We start from the raw sequence: 25435 nt of genomic DNA, 5'->3' as shown, positions 1-25435 counted from the left end.
CGATCCGCCGGATCACCACCCGCGCCACGGCCGGTCCCCCGGCCGCAGTCCCACCTCCATCGCCTCCCGACCGCTCGAATCATGGCGCATTTCTCGTGCTTCCCCGGCGCATTGGCCTTGTCGGCCTTCCGTCAGCAACGCCTGCTTGCCACCCTCCAACAGATCGATGCCGATATCGAATCGGTGCACGGGCAATTCCTGCACTTCGTCGACAGCGATCAGCCGCTGAGCGAAGCCGACAGCGAGCGTGTCCGCGCACTGCTGACCTATGGCGCGCCGTTCGCCGCGCAGCCGGACGGCGACCGCTTCGTGGTGATCCCCCGTTTCGGCACCATCTCGCCCTGGGCGAGCAAGGCCACCGATATCGCGCATAACTGCGGCCTGCCGCATGTGCACCGGATCGAGCGCGGCGTCGAATTCACCGTGGTCTGCAAGAAGGGATTGCTGCGCGGCCGCAAGACGCTGGACGCCGCCACGCGCGAGGCGGTTGCGGCCACGCTGTTCGACCGCATGACGGAAATCGTGGTCGCTTCGCGCGATGAGGCAGCCGGCCTGTTCACCGAGTTGCCCGCCAAACCGCTGCAGTTCGTCGATCTGGCTGGCGGCCGCGACGCCCTGGCGCAAGCCAATGTGGCGATGGGCCTGGCGCTGTCCGACGACGAGATCGACTATCTGGTCGACGCCTACGCCAAACTGGGCCGCAACCCCACCGATGTCGAACTGATGATGTTCGCGCAGGCCAACAGCGAGCACTGCCGGCACAAGATCTTCAATGCCACCTGGAGCATCGACGGCGAGGAGCAGGACAAGTCGCTGTTCGCGATGATTCGCAACACGCACCAACTGAACCCGCAAGGCTCGATCGTCGCCTATTCGGACAACTCGGCGGTGATGGAGGGCGATGTCGCCGAGCGCTGGTTCCCCCGCGGCGACAGCCAGCAGTATGGCCGCCACGAGGCGCTGACCCACACGCTGATGAAGGTCGAGACCCACAACCACCCGACCGCGATTTCGCCGTTCCCGGGCGCCTCGACCGGCGCCGGTGGCGAAATCCGCGACGAGGGGGCGACGGGCCGAGGCGCCCGGCCCAAGGCTGGCCTGACCGGCTTCACGGTGTCGAACCTGATGCTGCCCGATGCGATCGAGCCGTGGGAGAACGCCCGCGATGCCGCGCAGCCGCTGGCGCACCGCAATCCGGACGAGCGCGCCGGCGTTACCGGCAAGCCGGACCGGATCGCCTCGCCGCTGCAGATCATGATCGAGGGGCCGCTGGGCGGCGCCGCGTTCAACAACGAGTTCGGCCGCGCCAACCTGGGTGGCTACTTCCGCGTCTACGAGCAGAACGTCGCGGGCATGGTGCGCGGCTACCACAAGCCCATCATGATCGCCGGCGGCATCGGCAATATCGACGCCACGCACACGCACAAGGAGCCGCTGCCCCCGGGCGCGCTGCTGATCCAGCTGGGTGGCCCCGGCATGCGCATCGGCATGGGCGGCGGCGCCGCCAGCTCGATGGCCACCGGCACCAATACCGCCGACCTGGACTTCGACTCGGTGCAGCGCGGCAACCCCGAAATGGAACGCCGTGCCCAGGAAGTGATCAACGCCTGCTGGCAGCTGGGCGAGGACAACCCGATCCTGTCGATCCACGACGTGGGCGCGGGCGGCCTGTCCAATGCGTTCCCGGAGGTGGTAGACGGCGCCGGCCGTGGCGCCCGCTTCGAGCTGCGTCAGATCCATCTGGAAGAGTCGGGCATGTCCCCGGCCGAAATCTGGTGCAACGAGTCGCAGGAGCGCTATGTGCTGGCGATCCTGCCCGAATCCCTGCCGCAGTTCGCCGCGATGTGCGAGCGCGAGCGCGCGCCGTTCGCGGTGGTCGGCGTCGCGACCGAAGAGAAGCAGCTGCAGCTGATCGATACCGACGCGCAGCAGGGCAGCAAGGACGCCTTCCCCGTCGATATGCCGATGGACGTGCTGCTGGGCAAGCCGCCGCGCATGCATCGTGACGTGCGCCGCGTGCAGCAGTCGCTGCCGCCGGTGGACGTTACCGGCATCGCGCTGGAGCAGGCCGTGCGCGATGTGCTGCGTCATCCGACGGTGGCGAGCAAGTCGTTCCTGATCACGATCGGCGACCGCAGCGTGGGCGGCATGAACGCCCGCGACCAGATGGTTGGCCCGTGGCAGGTGCCGGTGGCCGACGTCGCCGTGACCACGCTGGACTACCGCGGCACTGCTGGCGAAGCAATGACGATGGGCGAGCGCACGCCGCTGGCCGTGATCGACGCGCCCGCCTCGGGCCGGATGGCGGTGGGCGAGGCGCTCACCAACCTGGCCGCCGCGCCGGTGAAGGACCTGGGCAAGGTCAAGCTGTCGGCCAACTGGATGGCGGCTTGCGGCGTCGAAGGCGAGGACGCCCGGCTGTATGACACCGTGCGCGCGGTCGGCATGGAACTGTGCCCGGCGCTGGGCATCAGCATCCCGGTCGGCAAGGATTCGCTATCGATGCGCACGCGCTGGCAGGACGGCGACGTGGCGAAGGAAGTGGTCGCGCCGGTCTCGCTGATTGTCTCGGCCTTCGCTGCAGTGGACGACGTCAACCGCACCCTGACGCCGCAGCTGCGTACCGATTGCGGCGATACCGTGCTGATCGCCATTGACCTGGGCCGCGGCAAGAACCGCATGGGCGGCAGCATCCTTGCGCAGGTGACGCAGCAGGTCGGCGATGCCGCGCCCGACGTCGACAATGCCGACGACCTGCGCAACTTCTTCAATGCCATCCAGCGGCTGAACCGCGAAGGCAAGCTGCTTGCCTATCACGATCGCTCCGATGGCGGCTTCATGGCGGCGCTGGCGGAAATGGCCTTCGCCGGCCATTGCGGCGTGTCGCTGAACGTCGACATGCTGGCGCTCGATCCCGTGCAGGAGCAGGACTTCGGCGACGCCAAGAACTGGGCGCAGCAGATCGCCGAGCGCCGCAACGACCAGACCCTGCGGGCGCTGTTCTCCGAGGAACTGGGCGCGGTCATCCAGGTGCGCCTGGACGAGCGCGACGCGGTGTTCGCGGCGCTGCGCGAATCCGGCCTGTCGGCGTGCAGCCATGTGGTCGGCAAGCCGAACGGAAGCGACCAGATCGAAATCTACCGCGACGCGAAGAAGGTGTTCGGCGCATCCCGTGCCGAGCTGCAGCGCGTCTGGACCGAAGTCAGCTGGCGCATCGCCCGTCTGCGCGACAACCCGGCTTGCGCCGACAGCGAGTACGAGCTGCTGCTGGACGCCGCCGATCCGGGGCTGTCGCCGTCGCTGACCTTCGATCCTGCCGAGGACATTGCCGCGCCGTATATCGCCACCGGAGCGAGGCCGCGCGTGGCGATCCTGCGCGAGCAGGGTGTCAACTCGCACCTGGAAATGGCCTACAGCATGGACAAGGCCGGCTTCGATGCGCACGACGTTCACATGAGCGACCTGATCGCCGGCCGCGCCAGGCTGGACGACTTCGCCGGCTTCGTCGCCTGCGGCGGCTTCAGCTATGGCGACGTGCTGGGCGCGGGCGAGGGCTGGGCCAAGAGCATCCTGTTCAACCAGGGGCTGTCCGAGCAGTTCGCGGCCTTCTTCAACCGGGCCGATACCTTCGCGCTGGGCGTCTGCAACGGCTGCCAGATGATGAGCAATCTCGCGCCGATCATCCCCGGCGCGGCGGCCTGGCCGAAGTTCACGCGTAACCAGAGCGAGCAGTACGAGGCGCGCTTCGTCACGGTCGAAGTGCAATCGTCGCCGTCGATCTTCTTCGCCGGCATGGAAGGCAGCCGCATCCCCATCGTCGTTGCGCACGGCGAGGGTTACGCCGACTTCTCGCAGCAGGGCAACAAGGAGCAGGTCGCGGTCGCCCTGCGTTTCGTCGACAATCGGGGCGCGGTGACGCAGACCTACCCGCTGAACCCCAACGGGTCGCCGGACGGCATCACTTCGGTGACCACGCCGGATGGACGCTTCACCGTGCTGATGCCCCATCCCGAGCGCGTGTTCCGCGCCGCCACGATGAGCTGGGCGCCGCAGGAGTGGAAGCAGATCGCCGACGGCTCCAGTCCGTGGATGCGGATGTTCCGCAACGCCCGCAAGTTCGTGGGCTAAGGCTCGGCGCCGCGACGCGCTTGCCGTATCCGACCCCGGGAGCCGACAGGCCCCGGGGTTTTTTCATGGCGTTGGCTGCACAGCACGCGCACGCTACACTAGCCGCCAATTCCATCCTGGCTGGCTGATATGGCGACTCTTCCTTTCGACCGTTTGCTTCAACCGATTGCCGGCGCCGACCCGTGCGGCGAGGATCTGCTCTTTTCCGCCGAGTTCGACCGCATCCAGGAGGCCCGCCGCTTCGACGACCCCTCGCTGGACCAGGGCGAATGGGTGACCGAGCTGAAGGAGGCGGACTGGCGGCTGGTGGTCGAGTTGTCTTCGCAGTTGCTGGCCGAGCGCACCAAGGACCTGCGCCTGGCGGTGTGGCTGACCGAAGCACTGGCCAGGACCCGCGGCTTCGCTGGCCTCGCCGATGGCTACACGCTGTGCGCCAGGCTGTGCGAAAGCTTCTGGGACCGGCTGCATCCCCGCGCCGACGACGACGACCTCGAAGTACGCACGGGCAGCGTCGCCTGGCTGGCGGCGCGCTCCCGCGCGCTGATTCGCGAGATTCCGCTGGTGGACGAGACGGCCGGCGGCTATGGCTATGTGGATTGGGAGGTAGCGACGGCGCTGACCGAGGCGATCCGGCGCGACCCGGACCATGCCGACGAGCTGTCGCAAGGCAAGGTCACGCAGGACGCCTTCGAGGCCGCGCGCAAGGCGACGGCGGCCGGCGTCCATGCCGGGCTGCTGCAGGATGTGGTCGGCTGCCAGCAGGCGCTGAGCCGGCTGGCCGATGTCCTGGACGCCAGGGCAGGGGACGATTCGCCCACCTTCCGCCAGGCCAGGGAAGCGCTGGAGGCGGTCAGGGCGCTGCTTGAACGTTTTGTCGGCAAGCCCCTCGGGGGCGCCGGTCAGCAGAAGGAGGGCGATGCGATGGGGCACGCAGCGATGATGAAGACCGCCGTTGCCGCCGTTCCGGCCGAATCGGCGGCAGTGGGCGGAGGCCCCATCCGCAACCGCCAGCAGGCGCTGGCGCAATTGCGCGAGGTGGCCGACTTCTTCCGCCGTACCGAGCCGCACAGCCCGGTGGCGTATCTGGCCGCCCGCGCCGCGAAGTGGGGCGAGATGCCGCTGCACGCATGGCTGCGCACGGTGGTCAAGGACGATGCGACGCTGTCGCAGATCGAGGAACTGCTGGGCGTGATGCCCGACACCGAAGGCAGCGATTGAGCGGGCCGGCGATCGGGCGGGGCGGCCGGCAGCGGCGCCGCGGCGATGTCGTCCGGCCCCGCCTCGCCAGCTCCGTTACTGGCTTGCCCTGAACTCGATGCGGCGGTTGCGCGCGCGATTCTCTTCCTTGTCGTTCGGCGCGATCGGCTGGTCCGGCCCCACGCCCACGGCGGACAGCGACGCCGGGTCGACCCCCTTGCCGGCCAGATAGCTCTTGACCGTTTCGGCACGCGATTGGGACAGCGTCAGGTTCAGCGCGCGATTGCCCGAATTGTCGGTGTGTCCGACGATCTCGATCTTGCGACCGGTCAACCTGGGCAGCACGCCGGCCATCTCGTCGAGAATCAGCCGGCCCTTCGGCGTGAGCGTCGCACTGCCGGTCTCGAATTCGATGATGCGGTTGGCCAGCGTCTTGTCCAGCAGATCCTGCCCGTTCGTGGCAGGGACGCGCAGACCGTTCTTGACGGTATACGTCTGCCCGAGCCCCGCGGACATCTCCGTGACGATCTGCTGGCGTTGTCCCTCGTCGGCGACATCGCCGTAAACGGCGATCTGCGTCCCGTTGACACTCAGCTGGCCCCGGCGAACCTGCTTGATTTGCGGGGACAGCACCTTGCGCACGTTGGCGCTCCAGTTCGGCGGCGACACCACGCCCCCGACTTCGATCTGATCCACCACGTTCGCCGCGCCGTACAGCTCGCGCAGGCGCGCCAGCACCTCCGCCTTGGTGGCTTCGTCCGGTACGGCGCCGCCAGCCACCACGCGTCCGCTGGTGCTGCTGGGCGCAATGGCTGGCTGCGCAGCCGGCGTGGCCGGGGCCGGGCCGGTCTGCGCGAGTGCGCCGGTGGCCGTCAGCAGACCGAGGGACACGGCGAGGATCGCGGCAGCGCCTGCCATGAGTTCCGAGGACATGTTCATTCTCCGAGGAAGACTTCGCGGAACGTGTCGAGCGCCGCGCGCAGCGACAGTTGCGGCTGTTCCAGATAGCTGGCGAGCTTGGCGACGCCGTAGCGCGACGTCGCGTGCTGATCGACCCACTGCGCATCGTCGATGTCGATATTGACATCGCCATAGGCGAGCGGCGACATCACGCCGTGCAAGGTCCGCGACGACGCGCCGTTGAAGCCGATTACCAGCCGGTCGCGGGGCGCATGCCCACCAGGGGCGGCGGTGCCGCCGAATTTGCCAAGGAACAGCGCGAGCTCGAAGTCCCCCCGTTTCAGGAAACCAGAGACCAGTTCGAGCCAGAAGCTGGCGACCAGGCTCCGGTACAGCGGATCGGCCGGCAGCGGCAGCGTCAGGCCTTTGTCCAGGCGCGCGGTGCCGGCCGTCATCACCGGCTCGAGCAGGATGCCCAGCGCCAGCAGCAGGCGGCGCAGCGATAGCGACCTTCCGTCCGCGCGCAGCAACTGCTCCAGTCCCGCCACGGTCTGGAATTCGGTGAAATCGCGAAAGCTCGCGTCGTAGGCCTGCGCGCCGGCGCCAATCTCCACGGCGAACTGGGTTTGCGCCAGGCTGCGCAGATCCTCGGTGGGATCGGCCGCGTCCACCAACTGGCGCATCTGCTGGCTGGCGCGCGTCCAAAGCCGCGTCAGCGCCATCGGGCTGCGGGCGATGAACGGCAGCGGCTGGTCGATCTCCAGCGCAGCGGCGGCCAGGAAGGGAAAGCGGCGCGACGACTGGTCGCTGCTGGCCATTATCGCGCCGGCGATCGCCAGCCGGCTCTGCGAACCGAGGAAGGCGAACTGCACCGGCTGCCACGCATCGTAGAGCGTCTTCCAGCCCGCGTCCTCGGCCAGCAGCTCCATGGCCTGCGACAGCCAGCGATCGAGCGTGTCGAGCAGGCGGGTCTGGTTCGGGCTCTTGACGAAGTCGCCACGGGACGGGAGTTTGCCGAAATAGGCGAGCTGCAACTGGGTGGCCTGGTTCATCGCGCATCTCCCGAGCGGACAGCGTCGGCGGCGTGCGCCAGCGGGGCGGAAGCCGGGGAGGCTGCGGAGGGCGGCTGCGCCGGCGCGGCGGCGGGGACCGTGGCGTCGGCAACGGTCTGCGGCAGCTTCAGGCCGCGCAGGCCCTGGCCTTGCGGCGCGTCCGAGTTTGCGCTCGTCTGCGGGCTGCTGACGATGCGTAGCGCCACTGCAACCGTGGTGCCGCCTTGCGTCCACGACAGCTCGAAGGCGCCATCGGGCCGGCGCTTGCGTGTTGCGGTCGCGATCAGCCTTTCCAGACCGAAGCGGCCCGGCTCGCTGAGCACCTCGACCGTGCGCCCATCGAAGGTGGTCGCCGTGATACGCGCGCCCGGCGTACCCTGCGGGTTGGGCCAGACGAAGTTCGCCCATTGCGGCGGCGTATTGCGGTACCGCAGCTGTTGCCCGTCGATCTCGATGGTGTACTCCGTGGTGCCGGCCGCCGGCGAGGGCAGGATCTGGAACACCGTCTGCGGCGCCGCAGCCGCGGCACCGGTCGCGGAGCCGCCGGTCAACGGCGCGATCCAGCGTGTGAAGTTGGTCGTGAACTCGGGCGCAAAGGTCAGGCCAAGATCGCCCCAGGTACGCGGCGCGATCATGTCGCCCCGGCGCACCGATAGCGGTCCGATGGTAGTGCCGGCAAAGCGGGCGATCGCGCCTTCCGGACCGAACACCTGCGCGATCTCGGCGGCGCTGGCTTCGATCCTCGCGTCAGGCGCGAACGGGTACTTCGCCGCCAGCGTCTGCATGAACGGCTGGTAGACCTGCGCGTTCCACACCTTGTTGATCTCCGCGCTTGCCGGCCGGATCGTTACCGCATAGGACTGCAGCAGCGGCCGCACCAGCAGCGGTCGCAGGGTCTGGCGCTGGCTGTCCGTCATGCCCGTCAGCATCTGCTCGTCGACGTACTTCAGCGCCTCGGCCAGCTCGGAACCGGTGCCTTCCAGCGTCTGCTGCATCAGCTGCCGTGCGCCAGGGCCAGGGTCGCCCTGGTTGCGGATGGTATTGAAGCGGGTGCGGACCCTGGACAGCGCCTCCATGTAGCCGCGCAGCAGCGAGTCGTTCTCGCGCATCACCGCGATCCGCGCGAGCCCGGAAAACTCCTTGCCGACCGGCCCCATCGGAAGATTGCCGGCCTCGGTCGAGGCGAGGCTGTTGCTGTCCACGTTGACACTCATCCCCGACGGCGTGCCGCGCGAGATCCAGCGCTTGAACCACTCGATCACCCCGGTCCTGGCCTTCTTCAGGCCGGCGTTGACGATCGACGGGTTGTCCCAGGACGTCTGCTCGTAGGCGGTATCGATCAGCTTGCGGATCGGCGAGTTGACCGGGTCGCCCAGCAGGTTCATCGTCGTGACAGCCTGATCGAAGCTGCGGAATTCCTGCACCGCCACGCCCTGCATGAACCGCTGCCACTCGCGGGCGTACTCGTTCTTGTACATCGACACCAGCGTCTTCTGGATCTGCTCGGGGCTGCCCTCGAGCGTCAGGTCGTCACGGGCGGCAACGTTCAGCACCCAGTCCTTGCTTTGCAGCTCCTTGTTGGCGGCCTCGCGGATGGCGGGCTGTACGTACTGCTGCCACGCTTCCCGGGTGAAAGTGCCCGGCACCGCGTAGCTGCCCGCCACCACCTGCGCGCCGGCATCGCCGACGATGCGCGCCACCGTCATCGGCGCGAAGCGGGTGGCGGCCCGCGCCTTGATTTCCGCATAGGCACGCTCGCGCGCCGGCATGCCGCGCACGACCTGGCGCAGGTTCTCGCGCGTCTGGTCGATCAGCGACAGATTGCTCTCCAGCAGCGGCCAGTTGTCGTCGTTGACGCGGCCAAGGAAGAAGGAGATGTTGCGCTCCGCAGCGCGAATCAGTTGCTCGCGTGGCATGTTGCCCCGGTTCTCTTCCAGCCAGCCACGCCAGAAACGCGTGACCTGGTCGGTCAGGTGCGCGACCTCGACATGCCGCTTGTCCGCCAGCATCAGATAGGTCTTCAGCGCGTTGTACGCATCCTCGACATTGGTGGGGGAGGCGTCCGCATAGCGGCGCGCGGTTTTCGTTTCGGCGTTGAGGGCGGCGGTCACGTCCACCGCGGCGGCGGCGAGCGCGGGCGCGGAGGCATCGCGATTGGAGGACTGGGTGGCGGCATTGCCCGGTGCGGACGCCTGGAGCACGCTGCCCTGCGCCAGCCGGTCCGGCTGCGTGTTGACTTCCGCCAGGAATCGCTCGAGCGATTCGCCGACCGGCTTGAGCATGACCTGGCGCAGGCCGTTGTAGTACTCGTCCAGCAGCTTGTGCTGCAGCGTGTCGCCCTGGTACAGCCCCAGCGACAGCGCAAGCGGGTGGTCGGCGCGGAAGCGCTCAAGCTGCTCGATGCGGTCCTGCAGGATGTCCAGCGCCTCGAGCCGCGATTGCAGGTCGATGCGGTTTTCCTGCAGCTTGACGATCTTGTCCAGGTCCGCCTGCACGTTGGCGGTCAGTTGCCGATTGCCGATGTACGACCAGGTCCAGCCGCCCAGCAGCAAGCCCAGTGTCAGCACCAGCCCGAAGAAGGTGACAAGGCGCATGCGAGTCTTCACCGGGCTGGAGAACTGCCGCACGGTCCTGCGATCGGCGAACACCACCTTGGAGAACAGGTCGCGCAGGAAGAACCCGTTCTTGGAGAACACCTCGCGGCTATGGGCGGCGGCGTCCAGCTTCAGGCCGAAGCGACGCGCGATGCGTTCGGCGGCGGCGCTGGTCGTGCTCGCTTCCTGCACCGCGCTGGTGAAGTAGAAGCCGCGGAAGACCGGCTTGTACTGAAATGGGTTTTCATCGAACAGCGTTACCAGGAACGCGCGCAGCACCGGCTTGATCGAGGCGAATTCCAGCGGGAAGCTGAGCAGTCCGGGCGAGAGCTTGCCATTGCGCTGCTGCGCGATCTGGGCGACGCTGATTTCCTTCAGGCCATCGTAGAGCTCATCGAAGCGCTCGTCGAACAGCGTCGCGGCATCGTGCTTCTCGCCGGGCTCGAACGGCAGCGTCGCACCCCAGACCCGGTCGCGCTCGTGCTTGTCGCTGTCGCCGAAGAATTCGGTGAATCCCGTGATCAGGTCCGCCTTGGTGAACATCACGTAGACAGGCGCGAACACTTCCAGCCGTTCGGTCAGCTCCTGCACCCGCTGGCGCAGATTCTTGGCCAGCTGGATGGCGAACTCGGGCCGGCTCTGCGTCAGCTCCGGGATGCTGACCGTCACCACGATGCCATTGATCGGCGCGCGCGACCGGTGGCGCTTGAGCAGATCGAGAAAGCCGAGCCATTCCTTGCGGTCCTCCTCGTGGACCGAATAGCGGCCCGCGGTATCGAGCAGGATACCTTCGGTCGTGAAGAACCAGTCGCAATTGCGCGTGCCGCCGATACCGTGAATGATCGCGTTGTTCTTGTCCGCGAAGGGGAACTGCAGGCCGGAATTCAGTACCGCCGTGCTCTTGCCCGCAGCGGGGTTGCCGATCACGATGTACCAGGGCAACTCGTACAGCGCTTCATTGCCGGATAGCTGGCCAAGCCGCGACGTCTTGATGGTCTTGACCGCGTCCAGCAGACGGGTGCGCAGGGCCTCTACCTCGCCGCGCTTCTCGGCCGGCGCCTGTTCGGCGGCCTCGTTGGCCTGCTGCTCCAGCAGTTGCCCCAGCTTGCCGCTGGCGCTGCGGGCACGATAGTGCCGCCATGCGAATGCGATCAGCCAGGCGATCAGGACCGCGCCCAACACCACGCCCACCCACTTCAGCGCCACCTCGAAGGTATCGGCCGCCAGCAGCAGGAAGAGCGTCAGGGCCACGACGCCTATCGCGGACAGCGTGCGGGAATTGGTCAGGAAGCTGAGGAAGCGTTGCATGTTGGTCTGCTACGAATGCGAATGCGGTGCGAAGCGGGATTCCGGGGATTGCGAGACCCGAGGGTCGCGCAGCGAACGCTCAAGCGTTGGGACGGCGAAGGTTTGCGCGGCTGGCATGCCCTCGCTCACGACACCGAGGGCTGGGGCGGCGGCAATAGCGCAATGGCGCCGCGCTGCCGTGGGTCGGCGACCGTCAGCGCCAGCACCGGTCCACCACGCTCGCCGCATTGCTGGTGCGCGAGCACGACCGCCAGCAGGGCGCCCGCGCTGCCGGTATCGCCGCACGGCGCGCCGAGGGGCAGCAGGTCGCTGGAAAGATCAAAGGACTCCAGACGCTCCGCGATGACCCGCGCCAGCTCCACGGTCCGCACGGGATGAGGGCAGAGGTCCGCGGTGGCGGCTAGCGGCGCGGGGTCCGTGCCCTTGCCTGTTGCATCGGTTTCGCCCGGCGCCTTCGGGTCGGCTGCTTGCTCGCTCGCTTGCTCGCCCCCTTGCTCGCCTGCCTGCGCGCCTGCATGCTCGGAAGAGAGCAGGGCCAGCGTGGCCCGCAAGGCCTGGTCCAGTGCGCCGGTGTTCGGCTGTCCTTTCGAGGGAGTAGGCGCGTCCAGCTGCGAGAGCGTCGCGCGCGAGATCAGCGCAGGCGGGGCGGTAGCGGCCAGTGCGCGGCCGGGCAGCGCTTGCGGGAGGCCCAGCAGCAGGGCGGCGGCGCCTTCTCCCGGCGTCACGCCCTGTTCGTTGCCGGCGCCGAACAGCCGGTTGGCGGCGCGCAGCCGCTGGATTGCCTGCGTGCCGATCGTCGAATCCGCGGCGATGATCCCGCGCAATGCCGGCGAGGGATCGCGGTGCAACGCGACGATGGCGCGGTCCACGTGGACCAGCGCATCAGCGGCGGAGCGGGCCAGCAGCGGCTCCAGCGACAGGTGCTCGGCCGGCCAGAGTTCCGTCAGCCGCGCGCGCAGCACCTGTGCCGCGGCAGCGGCCGCTTCCGCCATCCAGTGTGCGGGCACCAGCAACGTCAGCACGAGGCGCAGCGGTTCGCTTGTCGCTGGAGTGGCCGTGCCGCTCTGCGGGTGGTCCGGCGACAGGAGCGGGTAGCGCTGCAGCGTTTCGATCAGCATGCGCTCCGCTGCACTGGTCGCCAGGGCGACCGTGCGCACCGCTTCGTCACTCCAGCGCGCGCCCGCTTGCGTACGCTCCAGTGCCTCGCGGGTGCCTTCCACATCCAGGCCTTGCGCCACGGCAGCGAAGAGGGGCGCCCCGTCGTTCAGCAGGTCGACGAGATCGGGGCGCTTTTGTTCGAGCGCGGCGGCTGCGGTCGCGACCGCGTCGCTCCCCAACGCGGTATGCATTGCGGCCCCAAGGACCGCGGCGCGCCACTTCAGTGTCGGATCGGCGGCCGCCGCGGGCTCTTCGCCCTCCATACCGGGGGCTTGCGCAGCGGCGCCGCCCGCGCCCGGCGTGCGCGCGCCAGCAGCGACATTGCTGCGAATGCCCTCCAGCGCGCGTCGCAGCACCAGATAGCCGGCAATCATGCCGGTCGGCAGCAGGAACAGGTGCGTGACGATATCCGCGGTCGTCGGCATGCGATGGATCGATTGCCACCACAGGATTGTCGCCGCCCATACCAGGGCGAAGACAACCGTCAGGATCAGGCCGGAGCGGAGCAGGCGGGCGAGCATGATGTCTTGGGAAGCGAGCGTGTGGCGAGGGCGCGCATCACTCGCTGCCGGTCACGCCCTGGCTGGACAGCAGGACGGCGCCGCAGGCCGTCTTGTCGCCGTGACGGGCGGCGGCACGGCCGTCGATCAGCACGGTCGGATCACCGGTAACGATAGTCGTCTCCCGGCCATGACCGCTCTTGGGGCAGGTGACACGGTCGCCGACGCAGGCAATGCCCTTGCCGTGGGCAGTAGAAGTGCCCGAGGCGCTGATCACCACGCCGCCATGGTCGGTCTTGTCACCCAAAACAATAAATGGCCGTGTCATTGTTGTTGTCTCGACAGTCTGGCGATCGCGCCAGGCGTTTGCTGCGTGACATGCCAAGCATGCCTGCTCTAGCGCGGCTTCTTGCCCAGCACGCCCGGTCTGCGCAACTCGACGTGCCCAAGGTCCATCATCTTCCAGCGTCCGCCCCAGGTGAGCCCGGCCGACTCGGCGATCTGACCGTAGAGCTCGTAACCGCGCATCGCCCAGGGGTCCTTTTCGCTGATCACCAGCTTGCCCTCGCGAAAGAACGCACTGTCCGCGGCGAGGCCGAACTGGTGATAGCTGTGATACGCGCCCGCCTGCGTCACGTGCGCTCCCATCGCCGCCAGCCTCGCCTGGCGCTCCGGGCTGCGATAGCCTTCCAGCAGCACCATTTCATAGCCATGCTGGTCGCGCATCAGCTTGAACACCAGCAACAGCCGTTGACGAAAATCGTCATCCAGCAATTCCCAATTCCGGCTCGCTTCACGTATGGCCGGGCGCAGCCGCTCCACTTCCCGCGTGGTAAAGACTTCGGGCGGAAGCGGTGCGGGCGGAATCAGCCGTTCGCCATTGAGCAAAGCCGAAATCTTCTGGTCCGGATCGCGCAGCGCGTCATCGTACTCGAACACCAGTTTCGGTCGCAAGGCAAAGGCGATGATCGGCGGCGTCACTACCACTCCCGTCGCGCATATCAGAAAAATCTTGCGGCGGGCGATGAATTCCCGCAATGCGTCAGCCGAATCGGCTGCCTGAATTGCGGTAACGCGAAGCGTGCCCGCAGAGCGGCGCCCCGCAAGCCCAGCATTGCTGCTCAGGCGCTGCCATCCGCTGCGGGCGAAGCGCAGCACGCGCAGGCGGACGTCGGGCAGCAGCAGCATTGCGGCGACCGCGACCGCCACCGCGAAATAGCAAAGCAGCGTGACGGCGATCATCGGGCCGGATCAATCCAGAGGGAAGGCGGCATGGGCGCAACGCATGGCGCTGTTACAGTTTGTGACATAAATGCGCCTCTGTTTTGGTTGCCCGAATTGGACAAATCCTTTATCAGATATCGGCTTAACGAATTTGCCTTTTTTTCGTATCGCGCCTTAAAATTTGCGCGCTTCGGCGGTGCCTGGGGCCAGATGAAACCGATTCCGTCGGACACGTTTCTGTCATCGACTTATGTTTGGAATTGCCTAACGCAATGCCATTGATTCGATGCAAGGGCCGCTCGACGCGCATTCTATTGCAATTGAGAGCCAAAGATGAATCGCAGCGACGATAACAATCGCAATGCGCCGCCGTCGCTGTTTGGAACGGGCGAACCGGCAGGGCCCGGCGATGACACGCGGATCCTTGCAAGCCTGGAAGGGCGCCCCCGTAGCGCCAGCAAGGGTGCGAGGCAGGCGGGCCGCCGTACGCTCCATGCGTCGCTGGTTCTTGCACTGGTCGCAGTTGGCGTCGCTGTTTTGTGGCTTGGCAATGGACCCGACGACCCATTTTCCGTGCAGGCGCCCCTGCCAGGCGGCGGGCTGGACACGGCGACGGTAGCTGCGCCTGCGCGGGAGGACGTCACCCTCGGCACGTCTGCCAGCAGTGATCCAGGACCGGCGACGATCGTCGACGTGGCACCGACGCGGAACGCAGACGACGATGCGCTTGACCATCTTGGCAAGCATCCCGGCGCGCAGGAGGACCTGTCCGCAGCGACTCTGACTGCCGCGGGCGCAGGCACGGCAGCCGCCGCTGTTGCCACCGCGATGGCGGGCACCACCGATCGGAACACTGGCGTACAGGCCGGGAATGAAATTGCATTGAAACGAGAATTAAAAGAAAAGGAATTCTCTGCAACAACGCCGGCCACGTCAGCGCGGCAAAATTCGACGGCCTCCACCAAGGTCACGACGACCGCAAAGGCCACCAACGCCACCGGGAAGCCGGGTTCCGGCAAGTCTGAGCAAGTGACGAAGGTCGGGAAGGCAAAGGGGGAACACAAACGCCTGGCTGCGCGGTCAAGCAATCGCCCGACCGCCCGGACCACGAGCAAGGATCGCGATGCGGAACTGCTTGCGGCCTTGCTTGCCCCCACGCCGGAAGAGAAGGCGGCGCAGGCAACCAGCACGCGCAAGACTGGCGCACGACGCTCGCAGTAGTTCCGGCGCGCAGCCCTGCGACGCGCCGCTGGACCGATTTCCGATCTCGAGCACAACGCGATCGGGTGTTGCCGTATTCGCAGCCTCCCAGACTATCGAAGGCCATGGATCTTTCCTCGCTGATACAGAACCTGTTCTCCCCGGAACGCCGGCTGTTCGAGCTGGAAGGCGAGGGCGCCCTTCGCGAACTGGCGCTCGAGGCCTGGATCGGACGGGAAGCCGTGTCGGAACTGGGCGAGTGGCGTATCGTCGCGCTCAGCGCCAATGCGCAGCTGCCGCTCAAGGCCTTGCTCGGCACCGTCGTGACGCTGTGGACGACGCTTGCCGACGGCACGCGCTTTCGCCGGACCGGGCTGGTGCGCCAGGCGGAAAAGCTCGGTGCGGACGGTAGCCTCGCGCGATATCGGCTCACAGTAGTGCCGTGGCTTTGGCTTGCCACACAACAGCGGCACAGCCAGGTGTTCCAGCAGCGCACCGTCGGCGACATCGTCGAACAGATCCTGTTACCGTACAGGCCGCATGCAGTCTGGCGCTATACCGCCGCGGCGCAGCAGCGCATTGAAGCGCTCGGCAGCAGGATCCATGTCGCCCAGTTCCGGGAAACGGACTACGCCTTCCTGTCCCGCCTGCTGGCGGAGGCCGGCCTTGGGTTCGCCTTCGTCGACGACGAGGGAGCGCCGTCCGGTCACGCGATGGCCATCTTCGCGGATAGTCCGCAGCTGCCCGAAGGAAAGACCGCGCAGGTGAAGTTCCATCGGGCCCACAGCCAGCAAGATGCCGATGCAGTGCAGCAGATTCACTGCCACACCCGCGTCACGGTGCCTGGCGTCGCGGTAGTCGCGTGGGATGGCAACGCCAAGCGGAGTCTGCGGGGCCATGCACCGGCAAAGCTTGGCGGCGGTGCCCAATGCCCCGACGCCTATCTGTCATTGAGCCAGTCGGCAGTGGTCGATGCAAGCGGGGCACAGCGCCTCGCCGAGCAATTGATGGAGGGCATCGAAGCGCGCTCCCTGCTGTTTCACGGCCAGGGAACGGTGCGCACCTTCGCCAGTGGAACGCGCATCGCTATCAACGATTGTCCGCACCTGCCCGCTCAGGACGACGGGAACGACGCCTTCCCGCTACTGCTCGACATCGTCGAGCATTGCGGCATCAACAACCTTGCAGCGGAAGCGCGGGCGGCAGTCGACGTGCGAGTCGGCGCGCTGGAGGCGGCGCTAGCCTTCGACACACCCCCAAGCGCGCCGGAAAATGGTCCGATGACCTTCGGCTTCCTCGCCGGCACAGAGGAATCGCAGCGGGACCGACCGACCGGCGCACTGCTCGAAGCTGCCCGCAAGTTTGGCTACGCCAATGCCTTCCGCGCCTGCGATGCGCGCCGGCCTTGGCGGCCTCGCGTTGTCGATGCCAGCGGCGCCCGGTTGTTCGCCGCTGCCACCGCGATCGGCGTGCAAACGGCGACCGTGGTCGGACCCGAGGGCGAGACCGCTCCGCGCGGCGACGCCGAGCATCACGTCAGCCCCCACGGCGAAATCCGCATCCGGTTTCCATGGCAGAAGGGCGACCGGGCCGATGACCGCAGCTCCCGCTGGGTCCGCGTCGCCCAGCGGCAGGCCGGAGCCGGCATGGGCTGGCAATGGTTGCCACGTATCGGCCAGGAAGTGCTGGTGAAGTTCGAGGACGACGACATCGATCAGCCCGTCGTCATTGGTGCCCTGTACAACGGGCAGGGCGAAGGCGGTATCGCGCCGACGCCCGGTGGCAAGTCCGCCCAGGATGTCGACGCGGAGGTCTTCCAGCATGGCGGCGACACCGCTGCCAGTGCCCAGGCCAATCTGGCTGGTGGACATGCCCCCGCGTGGCACGGCATGAGCGCGGACGCGGATGGACACCGCAATGCCGCCGCGATGAGCGGCTTCAAGAGCCGCGAGCACGGTGGCGACGGCTTCAACCAGCTGGTATTCGATGACAGCGACGATCAGCTGCGCATCCAGCTCGGCACCACGCTCGAGCACACGCAGCTGAACGCGGGACATCTGATCCATCAGCAGGACAACTACCGCGGCAGCTTTCGGGGCGAAGGAATCGAGCTGCGCACCGACCGATACGCAGCAATCCGCGGCGAATCCGGCGTGCTGATCACCACTTACCGCGACGCGCAAAGCCAGCGCCCGCTACCTACCGGCGACAACGCCGCAGGCATTGCTTTGATCCGCCAAGCCAAGGATCTGACCGGAAAGCTGGGTGAAGGCGCACGCAACCATCAAACCATGGCGCTGCGCAATGGCGATGACGATAAGGGGCCGCTAGCAATGCTGCTGAGTGCAGCCTCCGTGATGGTTGACGGAAGCGACTACGACGCCGCCGCAGAGGACGCCGCAGCGGGCAATTCCGCCACTGAAGGCAAGGTGCCGCATTCCGGCGCCTCGATTGTCCAGATGATCGGACGCGGCGGAATCGCAGCGGTGGCGGGGCAGTCAATACAGCTGGCCAACGGCAAGGCGCTGAGCCTCGTATCCGGGCAGGACACCAACCTCGCAGTCGAGCAGAGCGCGCGCCTGCACAGCGGCGAAGCCATCGGCATCGCGGCGGCACTGGAGAAACCGGGCGAGGGCGACATCGGTCTGCGAATCGTCGCCGGGGCCAAGGACATCGACCTTCAGGCGCAGCAAGGAGAGCTGCGCCTGCGGGCGAAGGACGATCTGAAGGTGGTCTCCGCCAATATGCAGGTCGACTTCGCAGCGGCCAGGAGCGTCCGTGTCGCCACGGCAGGGGGCGCGGCGATCACGATCGAGGGCGGCAATATCACCGTCGAATGCGCGGGTCCCATTACCTACAAGAGCGCCCAGAGAAAGTTCGAGGGGCCGACGAGCGCTGCCCGCGAGATGAACTCCTGGCCGCAGTCAGCTTACGACGACGAGTACGTCGTCCGCGATGCGGTGACCGATATGCCGGTCGCCAACCGGCGCGTGGAATTGCTGCGCGAGGATGGTACCAAGCTGCTGCTTCGCACGGACGAGGCGGGGCGGCTTCCCAGGCAAAGGGGGGTTACTGGGGAGCGGATTCGGTTGCGTGTTCTGGGTGACTGAGGCTACGTAGCGCTCGATATTCATTCGAATAGTTTCTCCAATGAACGTACCGAACGATTCAACCGCCGAAGTCGCATTGGCCAGAAGGCGCGACGACGACGGCGATCCCATCTATGAAAGTCGGCTGACGCCGGTGACGGATGACCGAACGAAGGTGCTTCGTGTGAAGACGGGTTCCGTCATTCCTATCGTATTCATACCGGGGATTATGGGGACCAACTTGAAGCACAATGGCACAGGAGACCCTGTCTGGCGGCCGCCGAACAAGGGGCTCAACCTCGCCGACATCCTCGGTGTCGTGGCAGCTCTCGCTACGTGGGGGTTTAGAGGGCCGATGGAGCGTCAGAGAATACTGAGAGCGAACGACCTCACCGTCGATGACAGAGGGCCGATCGCACTAGGGGACTGTGGACTTACCAAGGACGTCGCGAAAGCTAGAGGATGGGGCACGGTCTTGCGCGATTCGTATAACCCCGTCATGGCCTTGATGGAGAATCGGCTGGACCACTTGATCGCGGAGGGCGTGCCGGGACCGTGGTGGAGAGACGAGGGGATGGCCGACCCTGCGCGTTTTGGCTCGGAGTGGGAGCTACCGGCCTTGACGGAAGAGGACATTCGGGCAGTCGCTCGGCATGACTATGACGTCTGGTGTGCCGGTTACAACTGGCTGCAGTCGAATCGAGTTTCAGCTAAGGACGTCAAGCGCTTCATTGAAGAGACTGTCCTCGAGCATTACAGGCAGCGCGGTTTGGAGGCAGAGAAGGTCATGCTGGTCACTCATTCCATGGGTGGGCTGGTTGCACGTGCCTTGATCGAGCTTGAGGGGTACGACCGAGTATTGGGGGTCGTGCATGGAGTCCAGCCAGCGACCGGATCGCCGGCGATCTACCATCATATGCGGGCGGGGTATGAAGGAGTGGAGCAACTCATTCTGGGGTCGAACGCTGCAGAGGTGACAGCAGTGGTAGCTAACTCTCCAGGGGCGTTGGAATTGTGCCCGAGCTCAGATCATGGCGGTGGGGCGCCGTGGTTGTTCCTGCAGAACCCGGACGGATCAGTGGCGCGGGACGAGTCGGGCAGGTTGCACGCATACCCTAGGGATGGGGACCCCTATGGCGAGATTTATAAAAGCGACTCGTGGTATGGGCTGGTGCCGAAGGCGAATGAGCGGTATCTAGATCTGTCTACGCAAAAGACGAGCCTTGGACTGGTCAGAGAATCACTCGACGGTTATCTGGATGAAGTTATGTTCTTCCACGAGGAAATCGCGGAGAAATATCATCCTGAGACGTACATCCACTACGGCGCTGACAGCGCTATGCATAGCTGGCAGCATGTTGTCTGGCAAGGGGACCTGGATAAATTCACCACAGACGGGTTTTATTGGGACAACGAAAACGGCACCTACCGTGCATTGGACGAATACCCTAGAAATATTCGCCAGGAAGAGGTCGCTCTCAGGTCGGTTGCTGGAGTCGGCGACGGTACTGTCCCAGCAGTTTCGGGGGGAGTCACCGTTTCCCACGGCATTCGGGGCAGCTTCCGGCACGGAGGTTCGGGCAACGGATACGACCATCAATCAAGCTTCAACGACCCCCGTGCACAATGGGCGACCCTCTTCAGTATTGTGCGTATCGTAATGGGGGAGAATGATGAATTGCAATAGTTGCTGCTTAGGAACGATGTTCCTCGCGCCGGTGTTAATTGTTTCCATGTTGGGATGCTCCACGCCCGCTGCAGAGAGAAAGATGAATAAGGTAAATGGTTGGACTACTCATTGCATCGGCCGGTATTTAGTTGACCTTCCTCCTAGCGCAAGAATCAAGGGGGTGTACAAGGTCGACGGCCTTAATGTTAGTCACCTCGCGGGAGAGACACCCAGCACCCTCCGGGCGAGAATCGAGAAGAGGATTTCTGAGCTAGCTGCGCAACGGCGCAAGGCTGGCCCTGGAACCATGCTTTTCGAGCGCAGGGCACATGGAGATAAAGGGTCGATCTCTATAATATCTTGGAGGAACCCTTATAGTACCAAGTTGCTCCGGACAGAGTCTTACTATGTCTCCGCATCGCCGTGGCGTGTCTTCGCCGGCGACGGGGAGTTGACGATAAGTAGAACTGAGGTCGCCAAGGATATTTCGGACAAGATTGCGGCGAATATAGCTTCCCGCGACAATAATGCCATTCCTACGAAGCCGGGCTTCTGTATCGAAGGAGGGATGATCGCGGGTAACGACTATCAGGACGAGTCTTTTCGTATCGGGATTGAGTTGCCCGAGCATCCCAACGCCCAGATATTCATAAACGCGAGTACCGGTGCAGAGAAGAATAAACTGCTCGACCGAACGGGCGGATTTCTACTCTCCCTTACAAGGGGGCTGCTGCCCGGCCTGAATGTCCTTCGCAATCGGCAACGTAATGTCGGCCCCATCGAGGCGCAAGAATTTGACACGGCTGCTTCAGCCGAAGGGCAGAGGGCGTATGCGTTTGCATGGGAATCACAAGGGAAGGACGACTCTCTAGCGGACCAAAACATCGCGGTCAGGCTCCAAGTGCTGGAGCAGTCGGTGGTAAGCGAGAAGACTCCCTACCAGCCGGCATTCAAGTCCGACGAGGAGGCTCTGCAGTTGTGGGACAACATCATTGAATCAGTGCGGTTGCGTCCGGGGGCGGTGTAAGACCGGTCCCCCTGGCCAACCAAGGTACCGAAACACGAGGCTTTTACCGTTTTCATGGTGTAGCGAATATGAGTACCAAACGCAGGCGCAGGGGTGCGATGCTCCTCAGCGCAATGATGCTCACGCAGATCGGTGGTTGCTCGCTCCCCATTCGAGAGCGGCAAGCGGGGAACGTTGAAGGCTGGACGTCCCATTGCTTCGGGCGATACTTGGTTGACCTTCCCCCTGGCGTGACGATAGGGGCCGCGTACAAGGTGCGGGGTCATAAAGTCGAGTATCTGCACGGGGAGACGCCCGAGACTCTGAGAGAGAAGCTTAGGAAGCGGCAAGGAGAGCTTGAGAAGCAAAAACGGGCTGCTGGGCGCGGGGCGATGTTCTTTGATCGTTGGGACCATGGTTCTGCAGGGTCGACTTCTCTGCTCTCGTGGGACGGAACTCACAGTACAGAGCTGTTGTTCATGGAATCCTATTTCGTCGCCACATCGCCATGGCGCGTCTTTCGCAGTGCCGGCGGCGTGACGGTGGACAGGATCGATTTCGCAAGAATGAGCACGGATGCTCTTGCGGGCAGGTTTAAGTCGCGTGACCGCAATGCTGTTCCAACAGAACCGGGGTTCTGCCTCGAAGGCGGCATGATCGCGGGAAAGGAGTATCAGCCTGAGTCATTCACTGTTGGAATCAAATTTCCGGAGCATCCAAACGCGATAATCAGCATCGATGCTCGCACCGGAGCAGAAGAGGACCGACTTCTGGATCGAGTAGGTGGATTCTTCCTATCGGCTACGCGTGGATTGATGCCAGGGCTAACAGTCCTCCGCAAGGGTGAACGCAACGTGGGGTCTATCGAGGCGCAAGAGTTTGCAACTGCCGCGTCCGACAAGGGACAGCGGGTATATGCCTTTGCATGGGAATCGCAGGGAAAGGATAAATCTCTTGCAGACCAAAATATCGCGGTCAGGCTCCAAGTGCTGGAGCAGTCCGTGGTAAGTGAGGAGACTCCCTACCAACCGGCATTCAAATCCGACGAGGAAGCTCTGCAGTTGTGGGACAACATCATTGAATCAGTGCGGCTGCGTCCAGGTGCGGTGTAGGACCGCCCCGGTGCGCGCAAGTTTCCGTCATGGTGCTTCGGGCCAAGGTTACGATCATCGGAGCAGTTCCAACGATCCTCGTGCGCGATAGGCAATCCTTTATAGCGTTGTCTGCATTTCCTTGGTTAACTCAACCATGATTCGGAAGACTAAGCACTTCAGCGGCTGCGGATACGACCATCAATCTAGCTTCAACGACCCTCGCGCGCAATGGGCAACCCTCTTCAGTATCGTGCGCATCGTTATGAGGACGAATGATGAACCGCAATAGCTGGTACATAATAGCGGTGCTCCTCGCGTCAGTGTTGATTCTTCCAACGTTAGGATGCTCCACCACTGTTGCGGAGAAGAAGATGAATAAAGTAAATGGTTGGACTACTCATTGCCTAGGGCGGTATTTGGTGGACCTTCCTCCTGATGCGAAAATCAAGGGCGTGTATAAGGTGTGGAACTATGATGTTAGATACCTTCCAGGAGAGACGCCAAGAACCCTCCAGGCAAGAATTGAAAAAAGGGTGTCCGAACTTAAGGCGCAACCACGTGATGCTGCACTCGGAAGTCTGTTTTTCGACAGAATGGTGCATGGGGATAAAGGGTCCACTTCTATAATCTCATGGAGAAATTCAGATAGTACTACGTTGCTGCGCAGAGAGTCGTATTATGTTGCCGCATCCCCTTGGCGTGTCTTCGCTAGCACTGGCGAGTTGACGGCAGATAGAACGGCGGTTGCCCGGCAAAATTCGGATGAGATCGCGGCGAATATCATTTCGCGGGACAATAATGTCATTCCGACAGAGCCGGGCTTCTGTATCGAAGGAGGGATGATCGCCGGCAAGGACTATCAGGACGAGTCGTTCCGTATCGGGATTGAGTTGCCCGGGCATCCGAACGTCCAGATATTCATAAACGCAAGTACCGGTGCGGAACAGAATAAGCTGCTCGACCGAACGGGCGGATTTCTGCTTTCTCTCACGAGGGGGCTGTTGCCCGGCCTGAATGTCCTTCGCAAGAGGCAACGTAATGTCGGCCCTATCGAGGCCCAGGAGTTTGCCACCGCCGCCTCAGCCAAGGGGCAGCGAGTGTATGCGTTCGCATGGGAATCACAGGGGAAGGACAATTCTCTAGCGCATCAAAACATCGTGGTCAGGCTCCAAGTGCTGGAGCAGTCGGTCGTAAGTGAGAAGACTCCCTACCAGCCGGCATTCAAGTCCGATGAAGAGGCTCTGCAGTTGTGGGACAACATCATTGAATCAGTGCGGTTGCGTCCAGGGGCGGTGTAGGACCGGTCCCCGGCCAACCAAGTACCGAAACCCGAGGCGTATACCGTTAGGTGCCGAAACCTGATCCTTTTGCCGTTTTCCTGTCCGCGCGGTACGCCCATTACCTACAAGAGCGCCCAGAGAAAGTTCGAGGGCCCGACGAGCGCTGCCCGCGAGATGAACTCCTGGCCGCAGTCAGCTTACGACGACGAGTACGTCGTCCGCGATGCGGTGACCGATATGCCCGTTGCCACCGGCGCGTGGAATTGCTGCGCGAGGATGGGACCAAGCTGTTGCTTCGCACGGACGAGGCGGGGCGGCTTCCCAGGCAAAGGGGGGTTACTGGAGAGCGGATTCGGTTGCGTGTTCTGGGTGACTGAGGCTACGTAGCGCTCGATATTCATTCGAATGGTTTCTCCAATGAACGTACCGAACGATTCAACCGGCGAAGTCGCATTGGCAAAAAGACGCGATGACGACGGCAACCTCTTCTATGAAAGCCGACTGACGCCGGTTGCGGATGGCCGAACGAAGGTGCTTCATGTGAAGTCTGGTTCCGTGATTCCCATTGTCTTCATACCGGGGATTATGGGGAGCAATTTGAAGCACAAGAAGACAGACGTCCCTGTTTGGCGCCCGCCCAACAAAGGCCTGAATCTGGCGGATATCTTGGGAATCGTCGCGGCGCTTGCTACTTGGGGGTTCAGAGGGCCAAGACAGCGGCAAGAATTGCTGAGAGCAAGCGATCTCACTGTTGATCACGGCGGGCCAATCAATGTCAAAGGGGCCGGTATATCGAGGGAGACGGCCAGAACGCGAGGTTGGGGTTCAGTCTTGCGCGACTCGTACAACCCGATCATGGCATTGATGCAATCTCGCTTGGCGGCGCTCATGTCTGATGGGGAAATTGGCCCGTGGTGGAGGGACGAAGCGATGGCGCAGCCAACAAGCTATGGAGCAGAAAGCGAGTTGCCGCCGCTGGCTCACGATGATATGCGCGCCGCTGCTGCCCATGACTATGATGTCTGGTGTGCTGGGTACAACTGGTTGCAATCGAACCGAGACTCCGCCAAGGATGTAAGGCGCTACATTGACGACACTGTCCTTGAACACTACCGGCGGCAAGGCCTCGTTGCAGAGAAGGTAATTTTGGTCACCCACTCCATGGGCGGGTTGGTAGCTCGGGCGCTGGTCGAGCTTGAGGGCTATGACCGAATATTGGGAGTGATCCACGGCGTTCAACCTGCAACTGGTGCGCCTGCGATTTACCACCACATGCGGGCCGGCTACGAAGGGGTAGAGCAACTAATCCTGGGGTCGAATGCGGCAGAGGTGACGGCGGTTGTAGCGAACTCCCTCGGGGCTCTAGAGTTGTGTCCCAGTTCGGACCATCGTGATGGGAAGCCGTGGCTATTCCTCCAGAATTCAGACGGCTCCGTGGCGTGTGATCATGAGGGCCGACCGCATGCTTACCCTCGGGATGGAAACCCTTATGAAGAAATATATAAAAACCCCTCCTGGTTCGGCATGGTACCGAAGGCGAATGAGCGGTATCTAAACCTCTCCGACGATGCGGAAATAATTGAGGATTCGGCGCGCAAGACCTTCCACGACAATCTCTCTTTGGTCGAGAGATTCCACAAAGAAATCGGGGGGAGATACCACCCACAGACATACATACACTACGGTGCCGATCGGGGGATGCACAGTTGGCAGGACATCGTGTGGCGGGGGAATATCGATAAGTTTCTCACGCCGGGCTTGTTGTGGGATGACGAGAACGGTGCATACCGATCATCGGAATCAGATCCAAGGCAGAATGATCTCCAAAAGGTTCTCCTGACACCAGCTGAAGGGGAGGGCGATGGGACGGTCCCCGCCGTCTCGGGAGGTGCTGCCGCATCTAGTGGCGTTCGCGCCAGCTTCAAGCATGGCGTGTCATCTGCAGGGTACGATCACCAGTCGAGCTTTAATGATCCCCGAGCACGATGGGCCACTCTATTTAGTATCATTCGTATCGCAATAGCCGAATAGTGATC

15 protein-coding genes and 1 pseudogene are annotated in these 25435 nt (G+C 64.1%); 10 read left to right on the top strand and 6 right to left on the bottom strand.

Annotation, left to right across the window (positions count from 1 at the left end):
- Positions 1-81 precede the first annotated feature (81 nt).
- Positions 82-4128: a phosphoribosylformylglycinamidine synthase gene (gene purL / locus K6V06_RS11080; RefSeq protein ID WP_222243305.1), complete on the top strand. Its 4047-nt coding sequence runs from the start codon at positions 82-84 to the stop codon at positions 4126-4128.
- A 129-nt stretch (positions 4129-4257) separates the two neighbouring features.
- Positions 4258-5346: a type VI secretion system protein TssA gene (tssA, locus tag K6V06_RS11075; protein ID WP_222243303.1), complete on the top strand. Its 1089-nt coding sequence runs from the start codon at positions 4258-4260 to the stop codon at positions 5344-5346.
- Between the two features lie 75 nt (positions 5347-5421).
- Here the strand turns inward: tssA and K6V06_RS11070 are convergent, their stop codons facing one another.
- From K6V06_RS11070 to K6V06_RS11045, 6 genes are all read right to left on the bottom strand, one after another.
- Positions 5422-6264, bottom strand: coding sequence for an OmpA family protein (locus K6V06_RS11070; protein WP_370637445.1), 843 nt, complete (start codon positions 6262-6264; stop codon positions 5422-5424).
- On the bottom strand, positions 6261-7277 hold the full coding sequence (gene tagF, locus K6V06_RS11065; protein ID WP_222243292.1) for a type VI secretion system-associated protein TagF: 1017 nt from the start codon (positions 7275-7277) through the stop codon (positions 6261-6263). The genes K6V06_RS11070 and tagF overlap by 4 nt, the downstream gene beginning before the upstream one ends.
- Positions 7274-11179 carry a type VI secretion system membrane subunit TssM gene (gene tssM / locus K6V06_RS11060; RefSeq protein WP_222243290.1) on the bottom strand — a complete coding sequence of 1302 codons (3906 nt, stop codon included), beginning with the start codon at positions 11177-11179 and terminating at the stop codon, positions 7274-7276. The genes tagF and tssM overlap by 4 nt, the downstream gene beginning before the upstream one ends.
- Positions 11180-11304: 125 nt before the next feature.
- A complete protein-coding gene (locus K6V06_RS11055) occupies positions 11305-12858 on the bottom strand; it encodes a hypothetical protein (protein ID WP_222243288.1) in 1554 nt (517 codons plus the stop codon).
- Between the two features lie 37 nt (positions 12859-12895).
- A complete protein-coding gene (locus K6V06_RS11050; protein ID WP_222243286.1) occupies positions 12896-13165 on the bottom strand; it encodes a PAAR domain-containing protein in 270 nt (89 codons plus the stop codon).
- A gap of 68 nt (positions 13166-13233) precedes the next feature.
- The gene (locus K6V06_RS11045) at positions 13234-14079 is read right to left on the bottom strand and encodes a M15 family metallopeptidase (protein WP_222243284.1); all 846 of its coding nucleotides are present in this window, start codon (positions 14077-14079) and stop codon (positions 13234-13236) included.
- A 315-nt stretch (positions 14080-14394) separates the two neighbouring features.
- Between K6V06_RS11045 and K6V06_RS11040 the strand changes: the two genes are divergently transcribed.
- From K6V06_RS11040 to K6V06_RS11010, 8 genes and pseudogenes are all read left to right on the top strand, one after another.
- Positions 14395-15282: a hypothetical protein gene (locus K6V06_RS11040; RefSeq protein WP_222243282.1), complete on the top strand. Its 888-nt coding sequence runs from the start codon at positions 14395-14397 to the stop codon at positions 15280-15282.
- Positions 15283-15386: 104 nt separating this feature from the next.
- Positions 15387-18371 carry a type VI secretion system Vgr family protein gene (locus K6V06_RS11035; RefSeq protein ID WP_222243280.1) on the top strand — a complete coding sequence of 995 codons (2985 nt, stop codon included), beginning with the start codon at positions 15387-15389 and terminating at the stop codon, positions 18369-18371.
- A gap of 40 nt (positions 18372-18411) precedes the next feature.
- Positions 18412-20037 (top strand): triacylglycerol lipase, encoded by a 1626-nt coding sequence (locus tag K6V06_RS11030; protein WP_222243278.1) that lies wholly within the window; start codon positions 18412-18414, stop codon positions 20035-20037.
- Positions 20021-21046: a T6SS immunity protein Tli4 family protein gene (locus K6V06_RS11025; protein WP_370637444.1), complete on the top strand. Its 1026-nt coding sequence runs from the start codon at positions 20021-20023 to the stop codon at positions 21044-21046. The genes K6V06_RS11030 and K6V06_RS11025 overlap by 17 nt, the downstream gene beginning before the upstream one ends.
- A gap of 68 nt (positions 21047-21114) precedes the next feature.
- A pseudogene (locus K6V06_RS20700) lies at positions 21115-21414 on the top strand (hypothetical protein); the annotation flags it as partial.
- A gap of 90 nt (positions 21415-21504) precedes the next feature.
- Positions 21505-22137 carry a T6SS immunity protein Tli4 family protein gene (locus K6V06_RS20695; RefSeq protein WP_255581770.1) on the top strand — a complete coding sequence of 211 codons (633 nt, stop codon included), beginning with the start codon at positions 21505-21507 and terminating at the stop codon, positions 22135-22137.
- Between the two features lie 254 nt (positions 22138-22391).
- Positions 22392-23417: a T6SS immunity protein Tli4 family protein gene (locus tag K6V06_RS11015; RefSeq protein WP_222243274.1), complete on the top strand. Its 1026-nt coding sequence runs from the start codon at positions 22392-22394 to the stop codon at positions 23415-23417.
- A gap of 399 nt (positions 23418-23816) precedes the next feature.
- Positions 23817-25430, top strand: coding sequence for an alpha/beta hydrolase (locus tag K6V06_RS11010; RefSeq protein ID WP_255581760.1), 1614 nt, complete (start codon positions 23817-23819; stop codon positions 25428-25430).
- Positions 25431-25435: the final 5 nt, after the last annotated feature.

The organism is Cupriavidus sp. AU9028 (assembly GCF_019795295.1).
Taxonomy (GTDB): domain Bacteria; phylum Pseudomonadota; class Gammaproteobacteria; order Burkholderiales; family Burkholderiaceae; genus Cupriavidus.
Note: the sequence above shows the minus strand (reverse complement) of the source record. Positions and strands in the feature narration are given on the sequence as shown.

Excerpts from the sequence above, each read along its gene's own strand:
- K6V06_RS11030 (WP_222243278.1), top strand. The coding sequence starts at position 18,412 with ATGAACGTACCGAACGATTCAACCGCCGAAGTCGCATTGGCCAGAAGG.
- K6V06_RS11015 (WP_222243274.1), top strand. The coding sequence starts at position 22,392 with ATGATGAACCGCAATAGCTGGTACATAATAGCGGTGCTCCTCGCGTCA.
- K6V06_RS11040 (WP_222243282.1), top strand. The coding sequence starts at position 14,395 with ATGAATCGCAGCGACGATAACAATCGCAATGCGCCGCCGTCGCTGTTT.
- K6V06_RS11010 (WP_255581760.1), top strand. The coding sequence starts at position 23,817 with ATGAACGTACCGAACGATTCAACCGGCGAAGTCGCATTGGCAAAAAGA.
- K6V06_RS11045 (WP_222243284.1), bottom strand. The coding sequence starts at position 14,079 with ATGATCGCCGTCACGCTGCTTTGCTATTTCGCGGTGGCGGTCGCGGTC.
- tssM (WP_222243290.1), bottom strand. The coding sequence starts at position 11,179 with ATGCAACGCTTCCTCAGCTTCCTGACCAATTCCCGCACGCTGTCCGCG.
- K6V06_RS11055 (WP_222243288.1), bottom strand. The coding sequence starts at position 12,858 with ATGCTCGCCCGCCTGCTCCGCTCCGGCCTGATCCTGACGGTTGTCTTC.
- K6V06_RS20695 (WP_255581770.1), top strand. The coding sequence starts at position 21,505 with ATGGAATCCTATTTCGTCGCCACATCGCCATGGCGCGTCTTTCGCAGT.
- K6V06_RS11035 (WP_222243280.1), top strand. The coding sequence starts at position 15,387 with ATGGATCTTTCCTCGCTGATACAGAACCTGTTCTCCCCGGAACGCCGG.
- K6V06_RS11025 (WP_370637444.1), top strand. The coding sequence starts at position 20,021 with ATGATGAATTGCAATAGTTGCTGCTTAGGAACGATGTTCCTCGCGCCG.
- tagF (WP_222243292.1), bottom strand. The coding sequence starts at position 7,277 with ATGAACCAGGCCACCCAGTTGCAGCTCGCCTATTTCGGCAAACTCCCG.
- K6V06_RS11070 (WP_370637445.1), bottom strand. The coding sequence starts at position 6,264 with ATGAACATGTCCTCGGAACTCATGGCAGGCGCTGCCGCGATCCTCGCC.
- tssA (WP_222243303.1), top strand. The coding sequence starts at position 4,258 with ATGGCGACTCTTCCTTTCGACCGTTTGCTTCAACCGATTGCCGGCGCC.
- K6V06_RS11050 (WP_222243286.1), bottom strand. The coding sequence starts at position 13,165 with ATGACACGGCCATTTATTGTTTTGGGTGACAAGACCGACCATGGCGGC.
- purL (WP_222243305.1), top strand. The coding sequence starts at position 82 with ATGGCGCATTTCTCGTGCTTCCCCGGCGCATTGGCCTTGTCGGCCTTC.